This is a genomic window from Qingrenia yutianensis (genome assembly GCF_014385105.1).
Classification (GTDB): Bacteria; Bacillota; Clostridia; order UMGS1810; family UMGS1810; genus Qingrenia; species Qingrenia yutianensis.
Map to the genome: position 1 here is coordinate 1 of NZ_JACRTE010000001.1, position 23,054 is coordinate 23,054.

17 protein-coding genes and 1 pseudogene are annotated in these 23,054 nt (G+C 43.2%); 8 read left to right on the forward strand and 10 right to left on the reverse strand.

Features of this window, described 5'->3' with window-relative positions; all coding sequences use genetic code 11:
* Window positions 1-522 (forward strand): annotated as a pseudogene (locus tag H8706_RS00005) (hypothetical protein); the annotation flags it as partial.
* 301 nt (window positions 523-823) lie between these two features.
* On the opposite strand, the gene H8706_RS00010 reads toward H8706_RS00005, so the two are convergent.
* Complete coding sequence (locus H8706_RS00010) at window positions 824-3,361, reverse strand: hybrid sensor histidine kinase/response regulator (RefSeq protein WP_262430998.1); 2,538 nt, start codon at window positions 3,359-3,361, stop codon at window positions 824-826.
* Window positions 3,351-4,163: a transporter substrate-binding domain-containing protein gene (locus H8706_RS00015; RefSeq protein ID WP_262430999.1), complete on the reverse strand. Its 813-nt coding sequence runs from the start codon at window positions 4,161-4,163 to the stop codon at window positions 3,351-3,353. The genes H8706_RS00010 and H8706_RS00015 overlap by 11 nt, the downstream gene beginning before the upstream one ends.
* Window positions 4,164-4,640: 477 nt before the next feature.
* Between H8706_RS00015 and H8706_RS00020 the strand changes: the two genes are divergently transcribed.
* The gene (locus tag H8706_RS00020; RefSeq protein WP_262431000.1) at window positions 4,641-5,792 is read left to right on the forward strand and encodes a GGDEF domain-containing protein; all 1,152 of its coding nucleotides are present in this window, start codon (window positions 4,641-4,643) and stop codon (window positions 5,790-5,792) included.
* Between the two features lie 168 nt (window positions 5,793-5,960).
* Here H8706_RS00020 and H8706_RS00025 read toward each other — a convergent pair whose 3' ends face one another.
* From H8706_RS00025 to H8706_RS00040, 4 genes are all read right to left on the reverse strand, one after another.
* Window positions 5,961-6,314 (reverse strand): Hpt domain-containing protein, encoded by a 354-nt coding sequence (locus H8706_RS00025; RefSeq protein WP_262431001.1) that lies wholly within the window; start codon window positions 6,312-6,314, stop codon window positions 5,961-5,963.
* 14 nt (window positions 6,315-6,328) lie between these two features.
* Entirely contained in the window at window positions 6,329-8,293 is a 1,965-nt protein-coding gene (locus H8706_RS00030) for a diguanylate cyclase (RefSeq protein WP_262431002.1), read from the reverse strand.
* Between the two features lie 274 nt (window positions 8,294-8,567).
* Window positions 8,568-9,392 (reverse strand): undecaprenyl-diphosphate phosphatase, encoded by an 825-nt coding sequence (locus H8706_RS00035; protein ID WP_178347973.1) that lies wholly within the window; start codon window positions 9,390-9,392, stop codon window positions 8,568-8,570.
* A gap of 52 nt (window positions 9,393-9,444) precedes the next feature.
* Complete coding sequence (locus H8706_RS00040) at window positions 9,445-10,515, reverse strand: ABC transporter substrate binding protein (protein WP_262431003.1); 1,071 nt, start codon at window positions 10,513-10,515, stop codon at window positions 9,445-9,447.
* Window positions 10,516-10,702: 187 nt separating this feature from the next.
* Between H8706_RS00040 and alaS the strand changes: the two genes are divergently transcribed.
* The 4 genes from alaS to H8706_RS00060 all read left to right on the forward strand — a co-directional run bounded on the left by alaS (window position 10,703) and on the right by H8706_RS00060 (window position 14,552).
* The gene (alaS, locus tag H8706_RS00045) at window positions 10,703-13,342 is read left to right on the forward strand and encodes an alanine--tRNA ligase (protein WP_262431004.1); all 2,640 of its coding nucleotides are present in this window, start codon (window positions 10,703-10,705) and stop codon (window positions 13,340-13,342) included.
* Window positions 13,343-13,421: 79 nt separating this feature from the next.
* The gene (locus H8706_RS00050; protein WP_178347976.1) at window positions 13,422-13,766 is read left to right on the forward strand and encodes a histidine triad nucleotide-binding protein; all 345 of its coding nucleotides are present in this window, start codon (window positions 13,422-13,424) and stop codon (window positions 13,764-13,766) included.
* A gap of 128 nt (window positions 13,767-13,894) precedes the next feature.
* Window positions 13,895-14,071, forward strand: a complete 177-nt coding sequence (gene rpsU, locus H8706_RS00055; RefSeq protein WP_178347977.1) for a 30S ribosomal protein S21 — start codon at window positions 13,895-13,897, stop codon at window positions 14,069-14,071.
* A 37-nt stretch (window positions 14,072-14,108) separates the two neighbouring features.
* Window positions 14,109-14,552 (forward strand): GatB/YqeY domain-containing protein, encoded by a 444-nt coding sequence (locus H8706_RS00060; protein ID WP_178347982.1) that lies wholly within the window; start codon window positions 14,109-14,111, stop codon window positions 14,550-14,552.
* Between the two features lie 114 nt (window positions 14,553-14,666).
* Here the strand turns inward: H8706_RS00060 and H8706_RS00065 are convergent, their stop codons facing one another.
* Together H8706_RS00065 and metA are read right to left on the reverse strand one after the other, a co-directional pair.
* The gene (locus tag H8706_RS00065) at window positions 14,667-15,443 is read right to left on the reverse strand and encodes a sulfite exporter TauE/SafE family protein (protein ID WP_262431005.1); all 777 of its coding nucleotides are present in this window, start codon (window positions 15,441-15,443) and stop codon (window positions 14,667-14,669) included.
* Window positions 15,444-15,454: 11 nt separating this feature from the next.
* Window positions 15,455-16,372: a homoserine O-acetyltransferase MetA gene (gene metA / locus H8706_RS00070; protein WP_262431006.1), complete on the reverse strand. Its 918-nt coding sequence runs from the start codon at window positions 16,370-16,372 to the stop codon at window positions 15,455-15,457.
* A gap of 147 nt (window positions 16,373-16,519) precedes the next feature.
* On the opposite strand from metA, the gene H8706_RS00075 reads away from it, so the two are divergent.
* Together H8706_RS00075 and H8706_RS00080 are read left to right on the forward strand one after the other, a co-directional pair.
* Window positions 16,520-17,233 (forward strand): ClpP family protease, encoded by a 714-nt coding sequence (locus tag H8706_RS00075; RefSeq protein WP_178347980.1) that lies wholly within the window; start codon window positions 16,520-16,522, stop codon window positions 17,231-17,233.
* A 94-nt stretch (window positions 17,234-17,327) separates the two neighbouring features.
* The gene (locus H8706_RS00080; RefSeq protein WP_262431007.1) at window positions 17,328-19,055 is read left to right on the forward strand and encodes a phospho-sugar mutase; all 1,728 of its coding nucleotides are present in this window, start codon (window positions 17,328-17,330) and stop codon (window positions 19,053-19,055) included.
* Between the two features lie 324 nt (window positions 19,056-19,379).
* On the opposite strand, the gene H8706_RS00085 is transcribed toward H8706_RS00080, so the two are convergent.
* Together H8706_RS00085 and feoB are read right to left on the reverse strand one after the other, a co-directional pair.
* Window positions 19,380-20,846, reverse strand: a complete 1,467-nt coding sequence (locus tag H8706_RS00085) for a rhamnulokinase (protein WP_262431008.1) — start codon at window positions 20,844-20,846, stop codon at window positions 19,380-19,382.
* Window positions 20,847-20,885: 39 nt separating this feature from the next.
* Window positions 20,886-23,045, reverse strand: coding sequence for a ferrous iron transport protein B (gene feoB, locus H8706_RS00090; RefSeq protein WP_394354507.1), 2,160 nt, complete (start codon window positions 23,043-23,045; stop codon window positions 20,886-20,888).
* Window positions 23,046-23,054: the final 9 nt, after the last annotated feature.

Sequence of the window (23,054 nt, forward strand, 5' to 3'; positions counted from 1 at the left end):
TACCTGCAAATAGATGCACAGAATGATGTGTATATGGTAAATGCCGATTCGGAGAAAGCGGCGGCTGAAATTATGCAGGCCTTATCTGACGGAAAAATAAGCCGCAGCGAGCTTTTAAGAAACGCCGTAAATATACTTAATGTTATTATGACAACTCCAACCTTTGAACGTTTTATTGATGGCGAGGGTATGGTAAATGAGGTGGCAGATATAGAAAAGATGTCACTTTCCGAGTCGTTTTGTGATGTGAAGCCGAACAAGGAATATAAGGTAAATACCGATGAGGGCAAAATGTATGCGGTACGTGCGGAGGTGTCCTCGCAGCAGCAGGAGCTTGTACAGATTCCCATAAAGGTGTATGTTAACGGAAACAGTGCCGCACTGATTATGGCACAGGGTACAGGCGGCGAAAAGAAGACCTTTATTGCCGATTTCTATATGATGAAAGGTGAAAACAAGGTAAGCTTTGACTTTACGGAGGAAAGCGCAGCAGTAAGCAAAATAGACTTGTTTTCGGAATAAACAGTTAAAAAGAACTGTGAAAATTATATTACGTAATCAGTTACACTGCGTCCGTCAATGTCTAAAAAGAAGTATCCTTTTGTATGTATAGCGGGAAATCCTTCAGTCTTTACCAAAGCATAAGCTTTAGTCAAGCTGATTTCCAAGGGTATGGATAATTCCTGTACACTGATTGTTTGTTTTTTCGTTAAGATTCTCCTTTTGCTACAATACAACGGAATATTTGCTGTATTAAGCAGTATTTTAGTAATACATAAAAAACGTTCGGTACAAAGATGCGAAATCTCTGACCGAACGTTTTTTATTCCTGATTTGATGCTTGTTTCGATATTGTGCAAAGCAATTCACTTATATTAAGCGGTTTCGGAACAAACCCTGTCATTCCGGCGTCGGCACAGGCTTTTTTGTCGGTGTCAAACAAATTTGCCGTCATGGCTATAATCGGAACAGTTTTTGCGTCGGCTCTGTCAAGCGAGCGGATTTTTCGCGTTTCCTCCAAACCGTCCATAAACGGCATCGAAACATCGGTCAAAACAACGTTTATTGTGTCCGGCTCGGAGTTTTTAAATATTTCAAATGCCTCCTTGCCGTTATACGCTCTGATTACATTTGCGCCGGCGTCAGTTAGGATATACTCGGCAATTTCCATATTCAGTTCGTTATCCTCTGCCAAGAGTACGGTAAGACCTTCGATTGACGCAGAACTGCCCTGCATGCTACTCTTTTCGACGTGAGCTTCGGCATATTTATACGGAATTTTTATTTCAAACTTCGTACCCTTGCCTTTCTCGCTTTCCACGCTGATTTCGCCGCCGAGCTTTTTCACCAGCTTTTGGACGATGGGCAGTCCCAGACCGACTCCGCCGGAGCTGCTGATAACGAAATCGTTTTCTTGAGCAAAGGGCTCAAACATCTTTTTCTGAAATTCCTTGCTCATACCGATGCCGTTATCTTCGCAGACAAAGCGGACATCGGCAAATCCGGCATTGCTTTTGCTCGGTGTTTCGCTGACCGAAATTTTTACCGTTCCGTTTTCTTTGTTGTATTTGATTGCATTTGTGATAATATTCATCATTATCTGCCGCAGATACAGCGAATTTCCGACAAGCATCTTATCTCCGGTGTCAAGGTGAAGCAGCTCTAACTTTATTCCTCTCGCTTTCGCACGCTCATCTGTCAGCAGGGTCATATTCCGGACCTCCTCGTCAAGGCTGAAAACGGACTTTATGTCAGTTTCAGTGGCATTGTCGGAGTCTATTTTATTTAATGTGAGAATATCGTTGACAAGATCAAGAAGATATTCCGCCGCCATACGCGACTTACCGCGGCACTCTGCCAAAACCTTTATATCGGATTTGTTCCTGTCGGCAATTTCCAACATTCCGAGTATTACGTTGATTGGTGTGCGTATGTCGTGGCTTATACGGCGGAGAAATTCCGTCTTGCTTTGGTTTGCCGCCTGCTCATTCCGTATTGCCTTTTCAAGCCTTTGCTGATATTCAAGCTCGGATTTTTTCTGTGCGTTTATGCTCTTTCGTGCCAGAATAAATGTGACAATCGAACCGTTTTCATCGAATTTATGCGGAATGATTTTATCGTTAAGCCATTCGCCGGTGACATCCCTGTAATCATATTCGATATATTCAGCCGTGTTAAGCCGTGCGTTTAAGGTTGATATTTCGTAAAAATGCAAAAATCCGTCCCGATATTTTTTGTCTATATGACGGAAAAAGTTATCCCGTGTATCGTCGTTTATCGAACCGGTATCGGGAACATTATCGCAATTATCCGGTCGTTTCAGCAAGACGTATTTTTCGTTTTTTAAATCTACTAAAACAGTCATAATGTAAACGTGACTGATTGCCTGTATAATTTCATATTGTTTTGCAGCTTCGCGGTTGTGGTTGTTTTCCATTCGTATATGCAGAATTATTATAAGAAAGGCAAACAAAAAATAAATACAAATTACAACAAGTATGGTAACTCCGCAGGGGATGAAAATGGTTTCAGCCGGATAAAAAGCGTAAATATCGTAATTGCGGTATCTTGCACTGCCGCCGTAATAAAGCTTTCCGTCGCTGCGAAAGCGGATAAAATTCGTTCCTTTTTGGGCTGTATCTATGCAGGAAAGCTCCGCAACATCGGATTTTTCCAAACCGCTGTCCTTGGTGTTGGAAGCGATGATTGCATCACCCTCCGTGATAAACAGGGAACCCCGTAAATTGGTTTCGTTTGCGGCCAAAAGGTTGCTGACAGAAGAACGGTGAAAACCCAGCAACTCATCATTCTGCCGAATTACACAGAAAACAAGACCTTTTTCGTCATGCCTTGCCGCAGCGGCAATGTCGTATGTTACGCCGTCTTGTTTAATTCTTGCCGCATAAATTTTTTTCGGAAAATCAAGTATAGCGGAAACGGCAGACAATTCGATTTCATCTTTCCAGTCGTCGTAACTCATCGTAATCGGGGAATATACCAAATCAGGTTTCAGATTGCCGTCCAATAACAAAACACAATCAAGTCTTTGGCTGTTGCAATACTGTTTCAAAAAATCGTTTCTTATGTTTTCCGCAAGCAGCGGAAGATCCGCACCGATACCTTCCGCCTGTTCTGTCAGGCGCACGAGACTTTTTGTTTCGTCCGTGGCGAGAAAATCGCTGTAATCACTGCACTGCTTTTTAAGATCGCTTATGTTTCGCTCCATTGTGTCGTGCGCCTCGTTCAGACTGTACGGAATGCTGAAGCAAAGCGCTCCCGTCAAAAGAACAATACCTATGAGAATGAGAAACGTTACCAAAAAATAATTTTGCTTTACAAATATAAACGGATTATTTTTCACTGCTCAAACCTCCATTAAGTGCATAGTCTGCGTCTATATCGTATTTTTCGATAATGCTCTTGATCGTTCCGTCGCAGCGCATTTCATCTAAAACGGCAGACAGCTCCCCGACAGTTTTGTTATCGGCGTCCTTTTTGAAAGCCACTCCGAGCTCCGAGGCAAGCAGAACGCCGTCGATAATGTGAAAATCGCCGTTTATGTCCTTCATATAATCGCGGAAAGCCGTTTCGTGTCCCGCTGCCGCGTCAACATATCCTTTTTTCAGTGCGGCAAATACATTGGTCATGCTCGGAAAACTGTACACCTTATTTACGCAGACACCGTCAACCGAGTCCGTTAAGAAAAGCTTTTCCGGTTTTGAGGCATTCTGAACTGCAATGTTTTTTCCGTTCAGATCTGCAAAAGTATGTATGCCGCTTGAGGAATTGACCACAACGACCTGTCTGCTGTGCAGATACGGTCCCGCCCAGGTATAATCGTTCTCTCTGCCGTTCATGGAAAAGCTTCCCCAAAGGCAGTCAACCGAGCCGTCATCTAAAAACGAGTCCTTGTTCTGCCAGGTAATTTGCTTAAATTCGGGCTTCATTTTAAGCTTTTTGCATGCCTCTACGGCAATTTCAACATCAATTCCGGCGAAATTTCCGCTGTCATCCATATAAAAATAAGGCGGATAGATGTCGCTGCCGATTGTAAGTGCCGGCAGCTCCGAATTTTCGCTTTTCTTATTTTCCGCACAGCCGGAAAAAAGAAAAATGACTGATATAAGTAAAAATACGGTGAAATTTTTGAGCTTTATATTCATGTGCGTTCTCCTTTTCTCGAAGAGCTTATTATAATATAACTATATATTATAACGTAAAAATGAGTAAAAATCAAGCATGAAAACAGGAGATAAAACGACTTTTCTGATACCGTCCGCCGATGAGAAAATCTTGACTTTTGCCGGGTTTTGAATTATAATATAATAGTGGTTTTGTACATATTTACAGAATGTAATGTAACAAAAGTTTAACATAAAATTTGCGAAAGGACTTGACAAGTGCTATGAGTTGCGCCAAAATCATACATACATACATACATACATACATACATACATACATACATACGCTGCAACTATACACTTTTTCTATGCTCGCTGCTGAATCCGGAGGTGCGCTTTCTTTTGGGTTGCCCCAAAGAAAAATGCGCCTCTTTTTCCTTTGCGGCAAAGAGTGCCTGATTCCGCTTCGGTGTGTAGGTAAACAAGGAATGAACTTAAAAACAAGGTAGGAGGATGGACATGCAGACGCTGCTTTATTCGGAGATCAATATTTTCAGTATTATTGCGCTGTTTACCGTTATGTTCAATTCTTCGGTATTAGGTGTTGACACAAAAAATAAGAACCGACTGTTTTCGTGTTCCGCCTGCTTTGCGGCTATGTCATGCATCTGTGATTTTCTGTGGGAAATGAGCGCAGGCGGATATCTGCTTCTCTCGCGGTCGGCGGCGGTGTTGGTGAATACAATGTATTTTATATGCTATGCACTGTCGTTTTGCTGCTGGTTTTTGTATATTGAGTCTATATCCGAGTCAAAAATATTCAAACGAAAAAAGAGAGCGTATATAGCGTTTTTACCGCTTGCAGTGCTGGTTATACTGCTTGCGGCATCAGTGTTTACAGGGTGCGTATTTTCGATAGACGAAAACCTTAATTACACGAGAGGACCGCTGTTCTTTATGCAGGTAGTCTTATCCTACGGATATATTGTCGCTGCCGTTATCAGAATACTGTACGATGTAATCGGCAGAAAAAATAAGCTTGTATGGGACAACATTATTTTTGCTGCCGTTTTTGCGGTGCCCATAATTTCTGCTTCAACGCTTCAGGCGTTCTTTCCGGAATTGCCGATCGCCTGCCTCGGAATCGTTTTAGCGTTTATGAATGTATATGTCTATTCGCTTAAAGTGCATGTTTCCGTTGATATGCTCACCGGGATCGCCAACCGACACAAGCTTATGAATGAACTTGAGGATAAGATATCTTCGCTGAAAAAGGACGAGAAACTCTATTTTCTTTTTCTCGATATTGATTCTTTTAAGCAGATAAACGATGCTTTTGGGCATCACGAAGGCGATAATGCATTAAAATCGGTAGCGACTGTGCTGAAGACTTTGTGCAAAACAACAGGCGGTTTTTGCGCACGGTACGGCGGCGATGAATTTGCGGTTATACAGGTTCTGAAAAAAAGCGGAGATATAAAGAGAATTAAAAAGAATATCTACGATTCGGTAGAAAAAATAACGGATAAAAATTCGGCATATTCTTTAAGCGTCAGCATAGGCTGCGCACAGCACACAAGCGAAACCGAGAGTGTTCAAGAGCTTATTTCACGTGCTGACAGCAATATGTACAGCAAGAAAATGCAGAGAAAAGAAAAAGTAAAATTGTAAACCGCAGGGGCTTTTTCGCTTTTGAGGGAATATTATTTTTCAAAACCTATTCCGGCAGGGAAATATGAGGAAATGATTAAATGCGCAGAGTATTTGAAAATATAATTTATTGAAAAACGGTGCATTGCACAACCAACATTAACGGCATACAGCGGAGTTTTTTGAAGTTTAAGAAAGCAGAGCCGCCGATTGAACGATTTTGTTATATTCCTGTTCCAGACCGGCAAATTCAGCCTTTGCGGGTTCTGTTTCTTTGCGGCGCAGCATCTCGGTAACGGCGGAGGATTTTTCAAAGAGTCTGTCAAAACCAAGATTGGAGCAGATGCCTTTTAGTGTATGAGCCGCATAAAAAGCGCTTTCGGCATCGTCTTTTTCCAGTGCGGTCTTTAGCGTGCGGAAACTTTCATCCGACAAAAATTTCAGAACAAACCGCGTCAATATGGCGCTGTTGTTTCCGAACCGTTTTGCAACACTTTGAAAATCGGAACCGATTGCATTATAAAATTCCTCTGTTTTATCCATAATATTTCTCCTTCTTATCCATAAATATCAAGCGTGAGTTTTTCTTTTATATCTTTCAGACACTCTATTAAGATCGGGTTGAAGCAGCCGCAGTCCCCGCGAGATATCATTTCCAGCGCAGTTTCACCCGGAATTGCCTTTTTATAGCTGCGGTCATTCACCAGAGCGTCATACACATCGGCAATGCCGACCACTTGTGCGGCAAGGGGAATATCATCTCCGCGAAGACCGTCGGGATAGCCCTTTCCATCGTAACGTTCATGGTGGTAACGGCAAATTTGGATGGCAATCTTCAGCAAAGGTTCATTCTGAAAGGATGCGAGTTCTCCCCTATGGAGTATTTTCTCACCCAAAACCGCATGTTCTTTCATTATTTCGTATTCCTTTGCAGTAAGCTTGCCGGGTTTATTTAAGATTGCGGGATCGATCAGCACTTTACCGATGTCGTGCAGCGAGGACGCAACCGAAATATTGCGGCAGTCCTGCCACGAAAGACCGTATTTATCTGTTTTTAAATTCAACCGTTCCAAAAGCATTATTGTGATCTTTCGTAAGTTCTGAATATGTGGAATGCTTTCACTGTTAATGCAGCCGACAACATTGCTGAGAATATCAATCATAATTCGGTTGTTTTTTTCACGGCTGTTGATCTGCTCGGCGAGCATGGAAAGCATTCTTCGTTGTTTTGCGTAAAGAAACGCGATATTCTGAATCCGACGTTTCACTACATTTGCGTCAAACGGACGGTGAATATAATCCGAAACTCCCATATTGAACGCCTTTTTGAGATTTTCTTCGGAATCATCGGCGGTAATCATAATTACCGGTATGTCTTCAAGATAACCTTTCTCCTTCATCTGTGAAAGAACCTCAAAACCATTCATTTCCGGCATAATAATATCCAATAAAACAGCCGAGATTTTTGTGCCGTATTTGTCGAGCATCCGGAGACATTGTCTGCCGCTGCTTGCCTCTGCCAGGGCATAAGTGCCGATAAGCATTTCTTTTAACAGTTCGCGGTTGAACTCGGAGTCATCCACAATCAGCACGAGCTGTTTTTCCGTATTTTCTTCTGTAATTTCCGTGGGAATCTTGGCAAGCCGCCGTTCCGTCATCACTTTATTTTTGTGATTTTTGGCAAGGTACATGACGCGGTCAGCGCGGTATACTGCGTTCTCTAAAACTCCGCCGTTTTCAATTACTCCGCCCACACTTACGGAAAGCCGCATATTGCCCAAACTCCGGTGACGGACAGAACTTATTGCAGTTCGTATCCTCTCCAGGGTATTTTCAAGGTTGTCGACAGAAACGTCGGGCATAATAATTAAAAATTCGTCGCCGCCGTAACGGATCAGCATATCGTTTTTCGAAAGGTTCTCCCTGATAATTCTTGAGGTTTCCGAAAGGGCAAGATCTCCCGTATTATGACCGTATGTGTCGTTGAAGATCTTAAAATCATCAATATCTATGATGGCAACACCACCGTTCATGCGGAGGTTTTTGAGATTTGTTTCGTAATAGTCACGGTTGTAAGTGCCGGTTATATTGTCATGTCTGAACTCGTCTTTCATATGTCGTATTGTTTTGTGATAGTAATCGGCAATGCGGCTGAAATCAATGATTGAAAGTATAGCTGCCTCCGGATTTTCGGAGGAAGTAAAAATGAGCTCCTTATATCCTTTCTGCTCTTTGCCGGGAATTTTTCCGCCGTAAACACGATATTTTCCGTCAGCTGACAAAGCCATCTTTATATTTTCAAGACTTAACGCACGCTCCAACTCGTCTTTTCGTCCGGAAACTGAGTAATTTCCCGCAAAACGGTCGGCAAATGCATTCCAACTTTGTTCACCGTATGGTGATGTTTGCGTTGCTGAGGTAAAAACCGTTGTATATTTACCGGTTCTGAAATCAATTTCAAAAACCGATTCTATAACGTTTTTTGCGGAGTCGCAAAGTATTTTTTGAATATGGTTCTCCATGCCTTGATTCGCCACGCTTTCATATTGATTTTTAAGTATATTATATCACAAAATTCGGAAAGGTCAAAAGAGTTTTTGGAAAAAATGTGCATATAAATTGGCACATCTATGCCAATGACAAGAAAAATATTATGTGTTATAATAACTAGTACACCGGCAGCAAGTATAAAAGGGATATTATAAATTGTCAAATATCATTGACACGGAAAAGTTAATTGCCAATTTTAAATTTACATATTTTTATCGTTTTCAACAATACTGTCACAACGCTGTATCAAGCATTAAACAGCCAAAAATAGAGAATAACAACAATTCCGAGCACAATTCTGTAATATCCGAACGCTTTGAAATCGTGTTTTTTAATATAACTTACAAGGAATTTGATTGCAAAATAGGAAACTGCGAACGAGGTTAAAAATCCGACTATGAGCACGAAAAGTTCGGGCTGTGTAAACGCAAAACCGTATTTTACGAGTTTTAAAAAGCTTGCGCCGAACATAACGGGAATTGCGAGGAAAAACGAAAATTCAGCCGCAACGGTACGCGACGTTCCGAGAATTATCGCTCCGAGAATTGTCGAGCCGGAGCGCGACGTTCCCGGGATAAGCGCCAAGACTTGGAACACGCCGATTAAAAGCGCGGTTTTATATGTAAGACTGTCTATACTGTTGATTTTCGGCTGTCTTTTTCTGTTTTCGATAACGATAAACAAAACGCCGTAAACTATAAGCGCCGCCGCGATAACAAACGGGTTGTCGTTGATATATCCCGATATAAAATCGTCGAGCAAAAATCCTGCGATTGCCGCCGGAATTACGCCGATTATAACCTTAAACCACATCTGCATGGTGTCTTTTTTAAGTCCGTGTTTGGAAAAAGGATTAAGCTTATTGAAATAAATCAGAATTACCGCAAGTATCGAAGCAAGCTGAATTACAACGATAAACATATTAAAGAAATCCTGCGATATGCCGTCAAGCTTGAAAAAAGGTATCTCATTTGCGAGAATAAGGTGCCCCGTACTGCTGATGGGGAGCCATTCGGTAATTCCCTGAATTACGCCGTAAATGAACGCTCTTATAAAGTTTAAAACTGTCATAAAATAAACTTCCTTTCCTGAAAAAAGGGCGATACTCTCGCCCTTTTAAAATTTATTGATTTTGTGATGTGCTGTTTTGCGCGTTGTTATCCTGCGTATTGGTGTTTTCCGATGATGAATTTTTGTCAAGATATGCAAATTCGTCAAATTCATCTGCGGTTCTGCACGGCAAAAGCTGAATTGACGTGCCGTTCAAATACTGCGCCGCCATATCTGCAAGATTTTTGCCCATTGATACCGACGTGGGCTTGAGCGAAATAAAATTCTTGCCGACAATATCCTCGGGATTGCTTACGTAAATGTAAAAATCGGAGCCTGCGAGCGCGTGTGCGATTTCTTTTACAGAACCTCTCACAACGCTGTCGTCCGAAAGATAAAGCATATTTGCACCGTCCTGGCGGTTTTCGTATTTTTTTGATGCCGCACCGTCTGCCGACACATTTTCGCCCACAACACTGCTTCCCGACGAAGCTTTATATGCCATTTTAGACGCCGCCTGCTGTGCTTCGAGTGTGTTTGAAACAACACTTTCGGTGTAGTAGTAACTGTTTAAATCAAGATAGCGTTTAAAATAGTTTGTGCTCTCCATAGGAGTGATTTCACTGGTGTTGAAAATTATGCCGATATGTCCGACCGAGCTCGAACCGATTGAATTTAAAAAGTTGTTGAAAACATAGTTTGCCGGAACGGTTGACAAAACACCGGTTGTGTTTGACGGAGTGGATTTGTCTGCCATAAAACCTTCAAGCACGGGATTTGCAACGTTTGCAAAGAAAATCGGAATTTGGCCGCCGAACGATTTATATGCCGCTCTTGCCGCCTCAATGCCTACGGGAACTGCAAAAAGCGTGTTTTCGGGAGATATTTTTGAAACGATTTTTTCAAGCTCGTTATCGTCGCCCTTTGCGTTTTTAACGGAAATGTTAAGTTTTTGTGCGGTGTATGCCTTGTTTAAATTTTCAGCAAAAGAATCCTTTACCGAACTATTATATTCGTCGTTGTCGTATAAAATAACGGCGATTTCTTTTGAAGTGTCAAAAACTTTTGCTTCTTCCTTTGAACCGCAGCCCGCAAACGAAACGCACATAACCGCGAGCATTATAAAACCGATAATTTTCTTCATTTGATTCAATTCCTCTCTTGTGCCTGCCTAAATATTATTTTACTACAATATATTACAACATTCCGCACTGTTTTGTCAATATAATGCGGTTAAAATTAAAATATATTTTGTCAAAAGGTTGACAAAAACAGGTATTTTATTATATTATATATAAGTATAGTTTAATTTTGATTTGAGGGATTTACTTATGGAAAAACTTGGACTTAACGAAATAAGGGAAAAATACTTATCGTTTTTTGAAAGCAAGGGTCATTTAAGACTGCCGAGCTTTTCGCTCGTACCGCAGAATGACAAGAGCCTTTTGCTTATAAACGCAGGTATGGCGCCGTTAAAGCCGTATTTCACGGGACAGGAAACTCCGCCGAGAAAAAGGGTTACAACGTGCCAGAAATGTATCAGAACGCCCGATATTGAAAGCGTGGGAAAAACCGCGCGCCACGGCACATATTTTGAAATGCTCGGAAATTTTTCGTTCGGCGATTATTTCAAAAACGAGGCTACCTCGTGGGCGTGGGAATTTTGCACCGAGGTTTTGAAGCTTCCCGTGGACAAGCTTTGGGTTACGATTTATCAGGACGACGACGAGGCTTTTGACATATGGACGAAAAAAGTCGGCGTTGCGCCCGACAGAATTGTGCGTATGGGCAAAGAGGACAATTTCTGGGAAATAGGTCAGGGTCCGTGCGGTCCCTGCTCGGAGATATATTTTGACCGCGGCGAAGAAAACGGCTGCGGAAAACCCGACTGCAAAGTCGGCTGTGAATGTGACAGATATGTTGAATTCTGGAACCTCGTATTCACGCAGTTTGACAAGGACGAAAACGGAAATTACAACCGTTTGGCGCATCCGAATATCGACACAGGTATGGGACTTGAGCGTCTTGCGTGCATTATGCAGGGCGTAAGCAATATTTTTGAGGTTGACACCGTTCGCAATATTATGAAAAAGGTCAGCGAAATTGCAAACGTTAAATACGGCGACAGCGACAGAACGGACGTTTCTCTCCGTGTTATCACCGACCATATCAGAAGCACAACGTTTATGATTTCGGACGGCGTTAAAATTGCGAACGAGGGCAGGGGATACGTTTTAAAACGTCTTTTGCGCCGTGCGGCACGCCACGGAAAACTTCTCGGCATAAACGAGCCGTTTTTGTATAAGGTTTGCGATACGGTTATTGAAGAAAACAAGAGCGCATATCCCGAACTTGTGAGCAAAAAAGACTACATCAAGAAAACAATCGAGCTTGAAGAAATCAGCTTTGCGCGCACGGTTGACGAGGGTATGGCAATTCTTGACACATACACCGCGGAACTTAAAGAAAAGGGCGAGGATACACTCTCGGGCGAGAAAGCGTTTAAGCTTTCGGATACCTATGGTTTCCCGATTGACCTCACCGTTGAAATTCTGGAAGAGGGCGGATTTAAGGTTGACGTTGACGGCTTTAACAAAAATGTCGAAATTCAGCGTACACGTTCGCGCGACGCTATAAAAGACGCCGACGTTTTGGGTTGGAAAGACGAACTTTTGGAGAAATTCGCAACGCTTCCCAAGCCGGAATTTGTGGGCTATGAAACACTTGAGTGTGACGCTGAAGTTTTGGGAATTTTCAAAGACAATGACTTTGTTGACAGTGCGTCCGCCGGCGACAGCGTAACCGTTGTTGTATCAAAAACACCGTTCTACGGCGAGGGCGGAGGACAGGTCGGCGACACAGGCGTTATCACAACCGAAAACGGCAGTATAGAAGTTGTTGACGCGAAAAAACTGCGTGACGGAAGAATTATTCTTGCGTGCAAGGTTTCCGAGGGCAACGTTTTAAAAGGCGAAAATTGCCATTGCACGGTTGACAAAGCGCGCAGAAAGAGCATTGCGGCAAACCACTCCGCAACGCATCTTTTGCAGGAGGCGCTCCGTGAGGTTGTGGGTGACCACGTTGAACAGGCAGGTTCATATGTAAACGACGAAAGATTGCGTTTCGATTTCTCGCATTATGAGGCGGTTAAACCCGAAGAACTCGAAAAAGTTGAGAAAATCGTAAACGAGAAAATATTTGAGGCACTTGACATCACCTGTGCCGAAATGCCGGTTGAAGAGGCTAAAAAACTCGGCGCTATGGCGCTTTTCGGCGAGAAATACGGCAATATTGTCCGTGTTGTAAAAATGGGAGATTTCAGCGTTGAATTCTGCGGAGGAACGCACGCGAAAAACACTGCCGATATAGGTATTTTCAAGATTTTGTCCGAGTCGGGCATTGCGGCAGGCACAAGACGTATCGAGGCGGCAACGTCGCTCGGCGTGCTTAAGTATCTTGAGGAAAAAGAGCATATCATAAACGAAACCGCGAAAGCGTTAAAATCCAATCCGTCGGAAATCGCGCACAAGGCGGCGGCGGTTACCGAAGAACTTAAACAGACCAAAAATGAGCTTTCAAAACTCAAAGCGGAAATGGCAAAAAGCGGTGCGGACGACCTCGTTAAAAACGCGGTTGAAAAAGACGGCATAAAAATCGTCAGCGCGGTGCTTGAAGATGTTGACATCGACGCTATGCGCACAATGGGCGATAATATCAAATCGCAAATCGGCGACGGCGCGGCGGTGCTTGCGTCAAGCACGGGCGATAAGGTAACGCTCTTTGTAACCGCGACAAAATCGGCGGTTGCGCGCGGTATGCACTGCGGAAATATCGTAAAAGAGGCGGCGGTAATCGTCGGCGGACGAGGCGGCGGACGTCCCGATTTTGCACAGGCAGGCGGCAAGGACAAAGCGAATATCGCAAAAGCCGTTGAAAAAGCGGTTGAAATTGCACTCGGTCAGATAAAATAATTTTTATAAAATTCGGCATCGGAAAGGTGATTTTCAATGCCGAAAACATAAAATTTTGCTGTAAAGGAGGTTTTCAAAAATGAGTGATTGTCTTTTTTGCAAAATTATAAACAAGGAAATTCCGTCCGAAATTGTGTATGAGGACGAGTTTGTGCTTGCGTTCAAGGACATTTCTCCCCAGGCGCCCGCGCACGTTCTCATAATACCGAAAACGCACATTGCGTCGGCAATGGAATTAAACGAGCAGAACGCTGAAATCGTTTCAAAAGTATTTTTAGCGGCAGGCAAAATCGCAAAACAGCTCGGCATCGACAAAAACGGCTTCCGCATTGTTAACAACTGCGGTGAGGACGGCGGTCAGACTGTCGGACATTTGCATTTCCATATGCTCGGCGGACGTAATCTCGGCTGGCCTCCGGGCTGATAAAAGCTAATATTAAAAAAAGCTTGACATACGCGCCTAAAGCGTGTATAATTAGTATGTATAATTTTTGTCTAATCCCACATATGAAGTGTTAAAACACAGATGATGTAGCGGAGGGAGGGGATTTTGTGTCGGAAATTAGAATTAAAGAAAACGAGTCTTTGGACAGTGCTCTTCGCAGATTTAAACGTCAGTGCGCTAAAGCAGGAGTTTTATCGGAAATCCGTAAAAGGGAACATTACGAAAAACCAAGTGTAAAGCGTAAAAAGAAATCTGAAGCTGCAAGAAAGAGATCTTTCAGATAAGACAATTTTAACTTTATTATAAAAAGGAGGGTTTATGTTGGCACTTAAAGAAAAGCTGATGGAAGATTTAAAACTCTCTATGAAAGATAAGGATACCGTTAGAAAAAATACGGTACAAAGCGTCAGAGCTGCAATAAAGCAGGTCGAGGTCGATAACAGAGTCGAGCTTTCGGACGACGATATTATCGGCGTTATAGCAAAAGAAGCTAAAAAAAGAAAAGACGTTTTGCCCGAATATGAAAAAAGCGGCAGAACCGATTTGATAGACGAGCTTAAAAGAGAAATTGAAATTTTGATGGGATATTTACCTTCCCAGTTGTCAAAAGAGGAATTAGGCGAAATTGTAAAAAATGCCATAGCGGAAGTTGGCGCATCGTCAATGAAAGATATGGGCAAAATTATGGCGAACGTTATGCCGAAAATCAAAGGCAGAGCGGACGGCGGTATGGTTAATGCCATAGCGAAAGAACTATTAAATTAGTTTAAAAATTAAGCTATCTTGCTTTTTATCCGCAAGATAGCTTTTTTGATTTTTATGTGAATTTTTGATTTTGCAAAATATAAAACGGCAGATATATTCTGCCGTTTTTTGTGCTTATTTTATCAGTGAAAATGCAAATATGGCAATTCCGAGCACAACCAATATAACACCCGTCATTCGGTTGAGCATTTTTGCGTCGGCTTTGTTTGCGATAACCGCGGCAATTCTTGCCCATACAAACGTAAAAATTATGCAGAGCGCAAGGAGCATAAAATCGGGCGCACCGCCTATTGCAAAGTGCGAAACCGAACCTGTCAGCGCGGTAAAAGTCATAATAAATACGCTTGTGCCGACCGCGGTTTTAAGCTCGTATCCGAGCATACTTGTCAAAAGCAAAAGCATCATCATTCCGCCGCCTGCACCGATAAATCCGCAGATAAATCCGACAAACGCACCGCATACTGCCGACTGAACAAACCTCTTTTTCGCGGAAATTTTGTCCATTGCCTCTTTTGTTGTCATAACAGGGCGGACAATGAATTTCACGCCGAGAAGAAACGTCATAAAAACGGAGAAATTCCCCATAGTTGCAGACGGCACGAGGCTTGATACGTAACTTCCGATAACGGTGAACAAAAGCACGCTTGCCATCATCACAACGCCGTTTTTAATGTCTAGATTTTTGCTTTTTCCGTAGGTGTATGCCGAAACCGCGCTTGCCAGAACGTCCGACGCGAGCGCAATTCCGACCGCCATATAAGGCTCTGTTCCGAGAAATGTCACAAGCATAGGCGTTATAACCGCCGCCGCGCTCATTCCTGCAAATCCCGTGCCGAGTCCTGCGCCCATTCCGGCGAAAAAGCACACGATTATACTTACTAAATATGTCATAATTTCACCTTCTATTTGATTTTCGTGATGTCGTACGGCGTTGTCTGATATACATAATAGTTGAGCCAGTTTGTAAAAAGCAGATTTGCGTGCGCTCTCCAGCGCATAACGGGTGCATTTTTTGGGTTGTCGTTAGGATAATAATTTTTGGGCACGTCAATATTTAACCCTTTTTCAATATCGCGCATATATTCCTCGTGCAGAGTAAGACGGTCGTATTCCGAGTGTCCCGTGACAAAAATTTTCTTTTTGTCTTTTGACGTGACGATATAAATTCCGGCATCGTCCGACTCCGCCGTAATCTGAAGGTCGCTTACCTTTTTAATGTCTTCTTTTGAAACGGTGGTGTAGCGCGAATGAGGTGCATAAAAAACGTCGTCAAAACCGCGCACAAGCATAGCTTTTTTGCGCACGACTCTGTGTTCGAAAACGCCGGAAAGCTTTTTATCAAGCGGAATTTTAGGTATTCCGAAATGATAGTAAAGCCCCGCCTGCGCCGCCCAGCAGATGTGCAGTGTGCTTGTGACGTTTGTGTTTGACCATTCCATAATTTTTTTCAGTTCGTCCCAGTAATCGACGTCCTCAAACTCCATTTTTTCAACCGGCGCGCCGGTGATTATCATACCGTCGTATTTTTGGTCTTTAATCATTTCAAAATCCTTGTAAAACGACGAAAGATGCGCCGACGGCGTGTTTTTTGAGTTGTGCGTCGCGGTGTTTATAAAATCAAATTCAACCTGAAGCGGTGAGTTTCCCAAAAGGCGCAAAAGCTGTGTTTCGGTTGTGATTTTCGTAGGCATAAGGTTTACAAGTGCAATTTTAAGCGGACGTATATCCTGCGTTATCGCCCTTTTTTCGGTCATTACAAATATGTTTTCGCTGTTTAATATTTTGTTTGCAGGCAAAGAACCGGGTATTTTAATCGGCATTTTTATCGCCCCTTTTTGATGTGTAAGATGTAATTTTAAGGCAATTATATCAAATTATCGCTTTGTTTGCAACTTTATTTTAAGTTTTCACATAATTTTCAAAATTTTTGAGGATAATAACTAAAAAACAAAAAGGAAAATTTATCTATGCTTGAACTTTTTAATGAAAATAATCAGGATGACGGAAACAAAAACGACAGCGGCGACAGCATAAAAGAATACGGCACGTCTACCATAAAGACCGAGCGCGGAAACATTCACTGCCTCACCATAATAGGGCAGATAGAAGGGCATATGCTTTTGCCTCCTCAAAACAAAAGCACAAAATACGAGCATATTCTGCCGCAGCTTGTTTATGTTGAAGAAACCGCGGACATTGACGGTATGCTGATGCTTTTAAACACCGTCGGCGGTGACGTTGAGGCAGGTCTTGCCATTGCCGAGATGATTTCGTCGATGACAAAGCCTACCGTTTCGCTTGTTCTCGGAGGCGGTCACAGCATAGGCGTTCCGCTTGCGGTGTCGGCAGACTATTCGTTTATCGCGCGGTCGGCCACAATGACTGTGCACCCCATACGCACAAACGGACTTGTTATCGGCGTTCCGCAGTCGTTTGAATATTTATGGAAAATTCAGGAGCGCATAACCGATTTTGTCGAGAGAAATTCAAACATCTCGCACGACGAGTTTACAAAGCTTCTTTTAAACAATGACGACATTGCAAATGACGTCGGAACGGTGCTTTTCGGCAAAGACGCGGCGGAATGCGGTCTTATAAACGAAGTCGGCGGACTGTCGGACGCGATAGACAAGCTTTATTCGCTTATCGAAAAGGGTAAAAAAGATACGGACAAGCACTAATATTAAACTTTTTTGTCACATACCCAATTAAAAAATTGACAAAACTTTCTTTGCGTGGTATTATTTTATTAAACTGATAAAAGGGGGATTTTAAATGACATATACCGAAAGATATCAAAAATGGTTAAACTCACCGAAAATTGATGAAGAAACAAGAAAAGAGCTCGTTGCCATAAAAGACGACGACAACGAAATTAAGGAAAGATTTATAAAAGATTTGGAATTCGGAACGGGCGGACTCCGCGGAATTATCGGCGCAGGCGACAACCGAATGAATATATATACCGTTAAAAAAGCGACACAGGGACTTTGCGAGGACATTAAAAACAAAGGCGAAGAATATATGAAACGCGGAGTTGTTATCGCGTACGATTCGCGCCATAAGTCGGACGAATTTGCAAAAGAGAGTGCGCTCACGCTTGCGGCAAACGGAATTAAAGCATACCTTTTTGAGTCGCTCCGTCCCACACCTGTGCTTTCGTTTGCGGTAAGATACAAAAAAGCGGCGGCAGGAATTGTTGTAACCGCGAGCCACAACCCGAAAGAATACAACGGATACAAGGCATATGGTGAGGACGGCGGTCAGCTTCCTCCCGAAAGCTCGGACTACGTTATTTCGATTATCGACAAGCTTGATATTTTTGACGACGTTTTGACAACCGACTACGACAAGGCGGTAAAAGACGGTCTTATCGAGATAATCGGAGAGGACGTTGACTCGGCATATCTTGCGGCAGTAAAAGAACAGTCTGTTAACGAAGAGGCGGCAAAAAGCCTGGGCGATGATTTTAAACTTGTTTACACGCCTTTCCACGGCGCGGGAAATATCCCCGTAAGACGTATTCTCGATATGACGGGTGTTAAAAACGTTTATGTTGTTAAAGAACAGGAAATGCCCGACGGCGATTTCCCGACGCTTAAATCTCCCAACCCCGAAGAAAACGAGGGATTTAAGCTTGCGATTGAGCTTGCAAAAAAAGTTGACGCGGACGTTATTATCGCGACCGACCCCGACAGCGACAGGGTAGGTGTTACCGTTAAAGATAAAAAAGGCAATTACATCACGCTCACGGGCAACCAGACAGGTATTCTTCTTTGCGAATTTATCCTCCGCAACAGAAAGCTCAAAGGCACTCTGCCCAAAAACGGCGCGGTTATAAAAACAATCGTTACCACCGATATGGTTTATCCCATTGCGGACAACTATAAAACAACCGTTTTTGACGTTTTGACGGGATTTAAGTTTATCGGCGAAAAGATTAAGGAATTTGAAAAAACAGGCAGTAACGAGTATATTTTCGGTTTTGAGGAAAGCTACGGCTACCTTGCCGGAACGTATGCGCGCGACAAAGACGCGGTTGTTGCGTCAATGCTTATAGCGCAGATGGCGGCGGACTACAAAACAAAGGGCAAAACACTTTATGAAGGTCTTATGTCACTTTACGAAAAATACGGCTATCATAAGGATTTACTGCATAATGTTGTGCTCAAAGGTCTTGACGGCGCGGAAAAAATTAAGGCTATTATGGCTGAAATAAGAGAAAATCCACCCAAAGAAATAGACGGTCATAAGGTTACAAAAGTTTTGGATGTTCTGAAGGGCACCGAAACCGACGTTTTGACAGGCGCGGTTACAAAATCGGAGCTTCCCAAATCAAATGTTTTGAAATTCTTCCTCGACGACAAATCGTGGTTTGCGGCGCGTCCGTCGGGTACGGAGCCGAAAATTAAGTTCTATTTCGGTGTAACGGCTGACAGCGAGGACGGCGCGGATAAGAAAATCACGGCACTGCGCGACGCGGTTGTTGAAATGATAAAATAAAAAAATTAAAAGGTGAGGATTTAGCCCCAATCCGATAAGGAAACATTGGTTTTGAAATCTGTATTTTAAGTTTATACTTCGGCAAAAAGACACCGTATACGTCAGTATTACGGTGTCTTTTTTTCTTGTCTAAAGCTTAAACTGCAATTTTCAAAACTGCTTTGCACCCTGAAAACAAAATTTTTTGATGAAGTTCAAGGCGAAAAAGCGAGCAATCCTGTCGGATTTCGAGCCTTTTTTAACGCAGAAATTCGTAAAAAAGATGTTTGTCAGGGCAATGATTCCTTGTCGGGCCGGGGCTTTTTCCTCACCTTTTTTGTAAGTTTATTTTCCGAGTATTTTTTTAAATCTTTCAAAAGCGCTGTCCCAATCGGCCGTATGATTAGGCTCGTAATGCTTTAGTGGGAACGAATTTGCGATAATTTTTCTCGCCTCGGCAATGTCTTTTATCTCGCCGGCGCTGATAAGACACATTGCAATGTTTCCGAGTGCCGTCGCCTCAACGGGGCCTGCATCAACGCAGATATTGCACGCGTCCGCGGTCATTGCGCAAAGGAACGGGTCTTTTGTTCCGCCGCCGACAATGTTGATTTTTTCAAATTTTTTGCCCGTTATTTTTTCAAGATTGATAAGCGAATATTTATATTTAAGCGCAAGGCTTTCGTATATACAGCGTACCGTTTCGCCGATTGTTTCGGGTGCGCGCTGACCTGTTTTTTCGCAGTATTCGCGTATTCTTTTCGGAATGTCGCCCGGTTTTCCGAATTCGGGATAATCGGGGTCGATAAAACACTTAAACGGCTCGGATTTTCTTGCGAGCGCTTCAAGGTCTGCAAAGCTTAAATCCTTGCCTTCTTTTATATATGTTCTTCGCGACTCCTGAATAAGCCACAAGCCCATAATGTTGGTCAAAAATCTTATTTTTCCGCCGCAGCCGCCTTCATTTGTATATGATGAAAGATAGCCCTCTTCGGTGATGTTCGGCTCGTCAAGCTCGGTGCCGAAAAGCGACCAAGTTCCGCAGCTGATGTAAACGAAATCTTTTTTGTCGGACGGAACGGAAACGACCGCCGACGCGGTGTCGTGAGAGCCTACTGCGATAACGTCGGCTTTTTTAACCTTGAGTTCTTCACAAACCTTGTCCGAAAGCTCGCCGAGTTTTTTGCCCGGCATAATGATGTCGCAAAAAATATCGGTGTTAATTCCGAATTTTTTCAAAAGGTCAAAATCCCACTTTTTTGTATGCGGTTCAAGCATCTGCGAGGTTGATGCGATGGTGTATTCGTTTTTCGCAACGCCCGTGAGAAAATAATTCAAAAGGTCGGGCATAAACAAAAAAGTTTTTGCGTTTTCAAGCACGTGATTTTTGTGATTTTTCGCGTAAACAAGCTGATAAAGTGTGTTAAAATCGAGAATTTGAATACCTGTTCTTTCGTAAATTTCCTTTGCGCTCATCGTGTCAAACGCCTCTTTTTGACCGACTGCATTGCGCGCGTCGCGGTAATGCACGGGATTTGTAAGGAGCGAGCCGTCTTTGTCCAAAAGACCGTAATCAACACCCCAAGTGTCAATTCCGATAAGGTCAAAACCGCCGTCGTTGTTCGCCTTAACAATCGCCTGTTTTATCTCGTCCAAAAGGTGCAGAACGTCCCAGAGAAAATCTCCGCCCGCCCAAACGCCGTTGTTCTGAAAACGGTGAATTTCTTTAAGCGATATTTTTCCGCCGTCAAGATGCGCGATAATTCCGCGTCCGCTCGACGCGCCGAGGTCTATTGCAAGAACTTTTTTCATAATAATTTTATCCTTTCAAAGTTGAATTTTTATAATAACCTAAAAACTGTTATCTTTGTTGCGGTCCGCACAAATTTTGCCGTTTTTGCAGTCGGTTTCGCCGTTATTCTTTTTGCAGATAAGATACAAAACCGCCGCAGTGATTAACACGATAAGCACAATTCCGATGATTATTTCGGAAAGTGCGGGGGCAAAATTTCTTCCGAACCCCATAACGCGCCCCGCGTTGTATACGCAAAATGCCGCCGCATACGCAAATGCGGTTTGATAAAGCATCATATAAACCGATTTGAGCGTGCTGTTAAATTCGCGGCGAATTGCCGCCATTGCCGCAACGCACGGCATATAAAGCAGTGTGAATATCAAAAACGAGAACGCGCAAAGCGGTGTTGTAAATACCGACGCAAGCCCTGCCTCGCCGGTGAGCATTTGAATTGTGCTTACGACCGCCTCTTTCGCAGTAAGTCCCGTCACAAGAGCAGTTGCGGCTCTCCAGTCGCCGAAACCGAGCGGTTTGAATATCGGCGCGGCAAGTCCGCCGACAAATGCGAGTATGCTTTTTGACGCGTCATCTGTCATATTAAAATGAAGGTCAAAATTCTGCAAAATCCAAATTACAACCGTTGCGCAGAAAATGATTGTAAATGCCTTCACAATGAAATCTTTCGCCTTTTCCCACATATGCAGGCATACACTTTTAAACGACGGAAAACGGTATGCCGGGAGCTCCATAACAAACGGCACGGGTTTGCCCTCGAAAAGTATGCCCTTTAAAAGCAGACAGGACAAAATTCCCATAATTATGCCGAATATGTATAAAAACGTCATAACAAGCGCTTGGTGCGACTTGAAAAATGCTGATACGAAAATCGCGTAAATAGGAAGTTTTGCACTGCATGACATAAACGGCACGAGAAGGATCGTCATTTTTCTGTCTCGCTCGCTCGAAAGCGTGCGTGTTGCCATAATTGCGGGAACGGAACAGCCGAAACCGATTATAAGAGGAACGAACGAACGTCCCGAAAGTCCGATTTTCCTTAAAACTTTGTCCATAACAAACGCAACGCGCGCCATATATCCCGAATCTTCGAGGATTGACAAAAACAAAAACAGAATTACAATCGTCGGAAGAAAACTTAAGACACTTCCCACACCGGCGAAAATTCCGTCAATGATAAGCGAATGCAGAGCTTTGTTAATGTCCAGTGCATAAAGCGCATTGTCCGCCGCGGCGGTGACAAGGTCTATCACATATGAAAAGCCGTCGCTCAAAAATGCGCCGACAACACCGAAGGTAAGGTAAAATATAAGCGCCATTATACCTATAAAAATAGGAAATGCAAAAAATCTGTGCGTAAGTACCGCGTCGATTTTCACGCTGCGCGCCTGCTCTTTTGTTTGACCTGCCTTTACAACCGCTTTTTTGCAAAGATTGGTTATAAAATCGTAGCGCATATCGGCAAGCGCCGCCTCGCGGTCAGTGCCGAGGCTTGTTTCCATTTCGTGCACAACGTGATTTAAAATGTCAAGTTCGTTTTGGTTTAACCCGAGCAGTTTAATCATCGGTTCGTCGCCCTCAACAAGCTTTGTTGCGGCAAAACGAAGCGGAATATTCAATCTTTCCGCGTGGTCCTCTATAAGGTGAGCAAGCGAGTGAATTGCCCTGTGCACACTGCCTTTGCAAAAGTCGGTTTTGACGGGTTTTTGTCCGTTTTGGACCGTTTTTACGGCAACTTTCACAAGCTCGTCAATGCCGTAATTTTTGCCTGCACTTATCGGCACAACAGGCACCCCGAGCTCGTCCGACATCATTTTAACGTCGATAAATCCGCCGTTTGCCTCAATTTCGTCCATCATATTGAGTGCGATAACCATAGGTATGCCGAGCTCTATTATTTGCAGAGAAAGGTATAAATTACGCTCAATATTTGTCGCGTCGATTATGTTTATAATACCGTCGGGACGGTCGTTTATAAGAAAATCGCGCGTTACGACCTCTTCGGCAGTGTACGGCGAAATTGAGTAAATTCCCGGCAAATCGACAACGAATACATCTTTTTGTTTTTTAATAATACCCTCTTTTTTCTCAACCGTGACGCCCGGAAAGTTTCCGACATGCTGATTGCTTCCCGTAAGGCGGTTGAAAAGGGTGGTTTTTCCGCAGTTTTGATTTCCCGTAAGAGCGAAAGTAATGCTCATTTTCTGCAC

What these genes read in the sequence shown, in the direction of transcription:
- H8706_RS00025 (WP_262431001.1), bottom strand. Translation starts at nt 6,314, where the DNA reads ATGGATAAAACAGAGGAATTTTATAATGCAATCGGTTCCGATTTTCAA.
- H8706_RS00015 (WP_262430999.1), bottom strand. Translation starts at nt 4,163, where the DNA reads ATGAATATAAAGCTCAAAAATTTCACCGTATTTTTACTTATATCAGTC.
- H8706_RS00035 (WP_178347973.1), bottom strand. Translation starts at nt 9,392, where the DNA reads ATGACAGTTTTAAACTTTATAAGAGCGTTCATTTACGGCGTAATTCAG.
- metA (WP_262431006.1), bottom strand. Translation starts at nt 16,372, where the DNA reads ATGCCGATTAAAATACCCGGTTCTTTGCCTGCAAACAAAATATTAAAC.
- H8706_RS00050 (WP_178347976.1), top strand. Translation starts at nt 13,422, where the DNA reads ATGAGTGATTGTCTTTTTTGCAAAATTATAAACAAGGAAATTCCGTCC.
- feoB (WP_394354507.1), bottom strand. Translation starts at nt 23,045, where the DNA reads ATGAGCATTACTTTCGCTCTTACGGGAAATCAAAACTGCGGAAAAACC.
- H8706_RS00040 (WP_262431003.1), bottom strand. Translation starts at nt 10,515, where the DNA reads ATGAAGAAAATTATCGGTTTTATAATGCTCGCGGTTATGTGCGTTTCG.
- H8706_RS00085 (WP_262431008.1), bottom strand. Translation starts at nt 20,846, where the DNA reads ATGAAAAAAGTTCTTGCAATAGACCTCGGCGCGTCGAGCGGACGCGGA.
- H8706_RS00020 (WP_262431000.1), top strand. Translation starts at nt 4,641, where the DNA reads ATGCAGACGCTGCTTTATTCGGAGATCAATATTTTCAGTATTATTGCG.
- H8706_RS00030 (WP_262431002.1), bottom strand. Translation starts at nt 8,293, where the DNA reads ATGGAGAACCATATTCAAAAAATACTTTGCGACTCCGCAAAAAACGTT.
- alaS (WP_262431004.1), top strand. Translation starts at nt 10,703, where the DNA reads ATGGAAAAACTTGGACTTAACGAAATAAGGGAAAAATACTTATCGTTT.
- H8706_RS00080 (WP_262431007.1), top strand. Translation starts at nt 17,328, where the DNA reads ATGACATATACCGAAAGATATCAAAAATGGTTAAACTCACCGAAAATT.
- H8706_RS00075 (WP_178347980.1), top strand. Translation starts at nt 16,520, where the DNA reads ATGCTTGAACTTTTTAATGAAAATAATCAGGATGACGGAAACAAAAAC.
- H8706_RS00065 (WP_262431005.1), bottom strand. Translation starts at nt 15,443, where the DNA reads ATGACATATTTAGTAAGTATAATCGTGTGCTTTTTCGCCGGAATGGGC.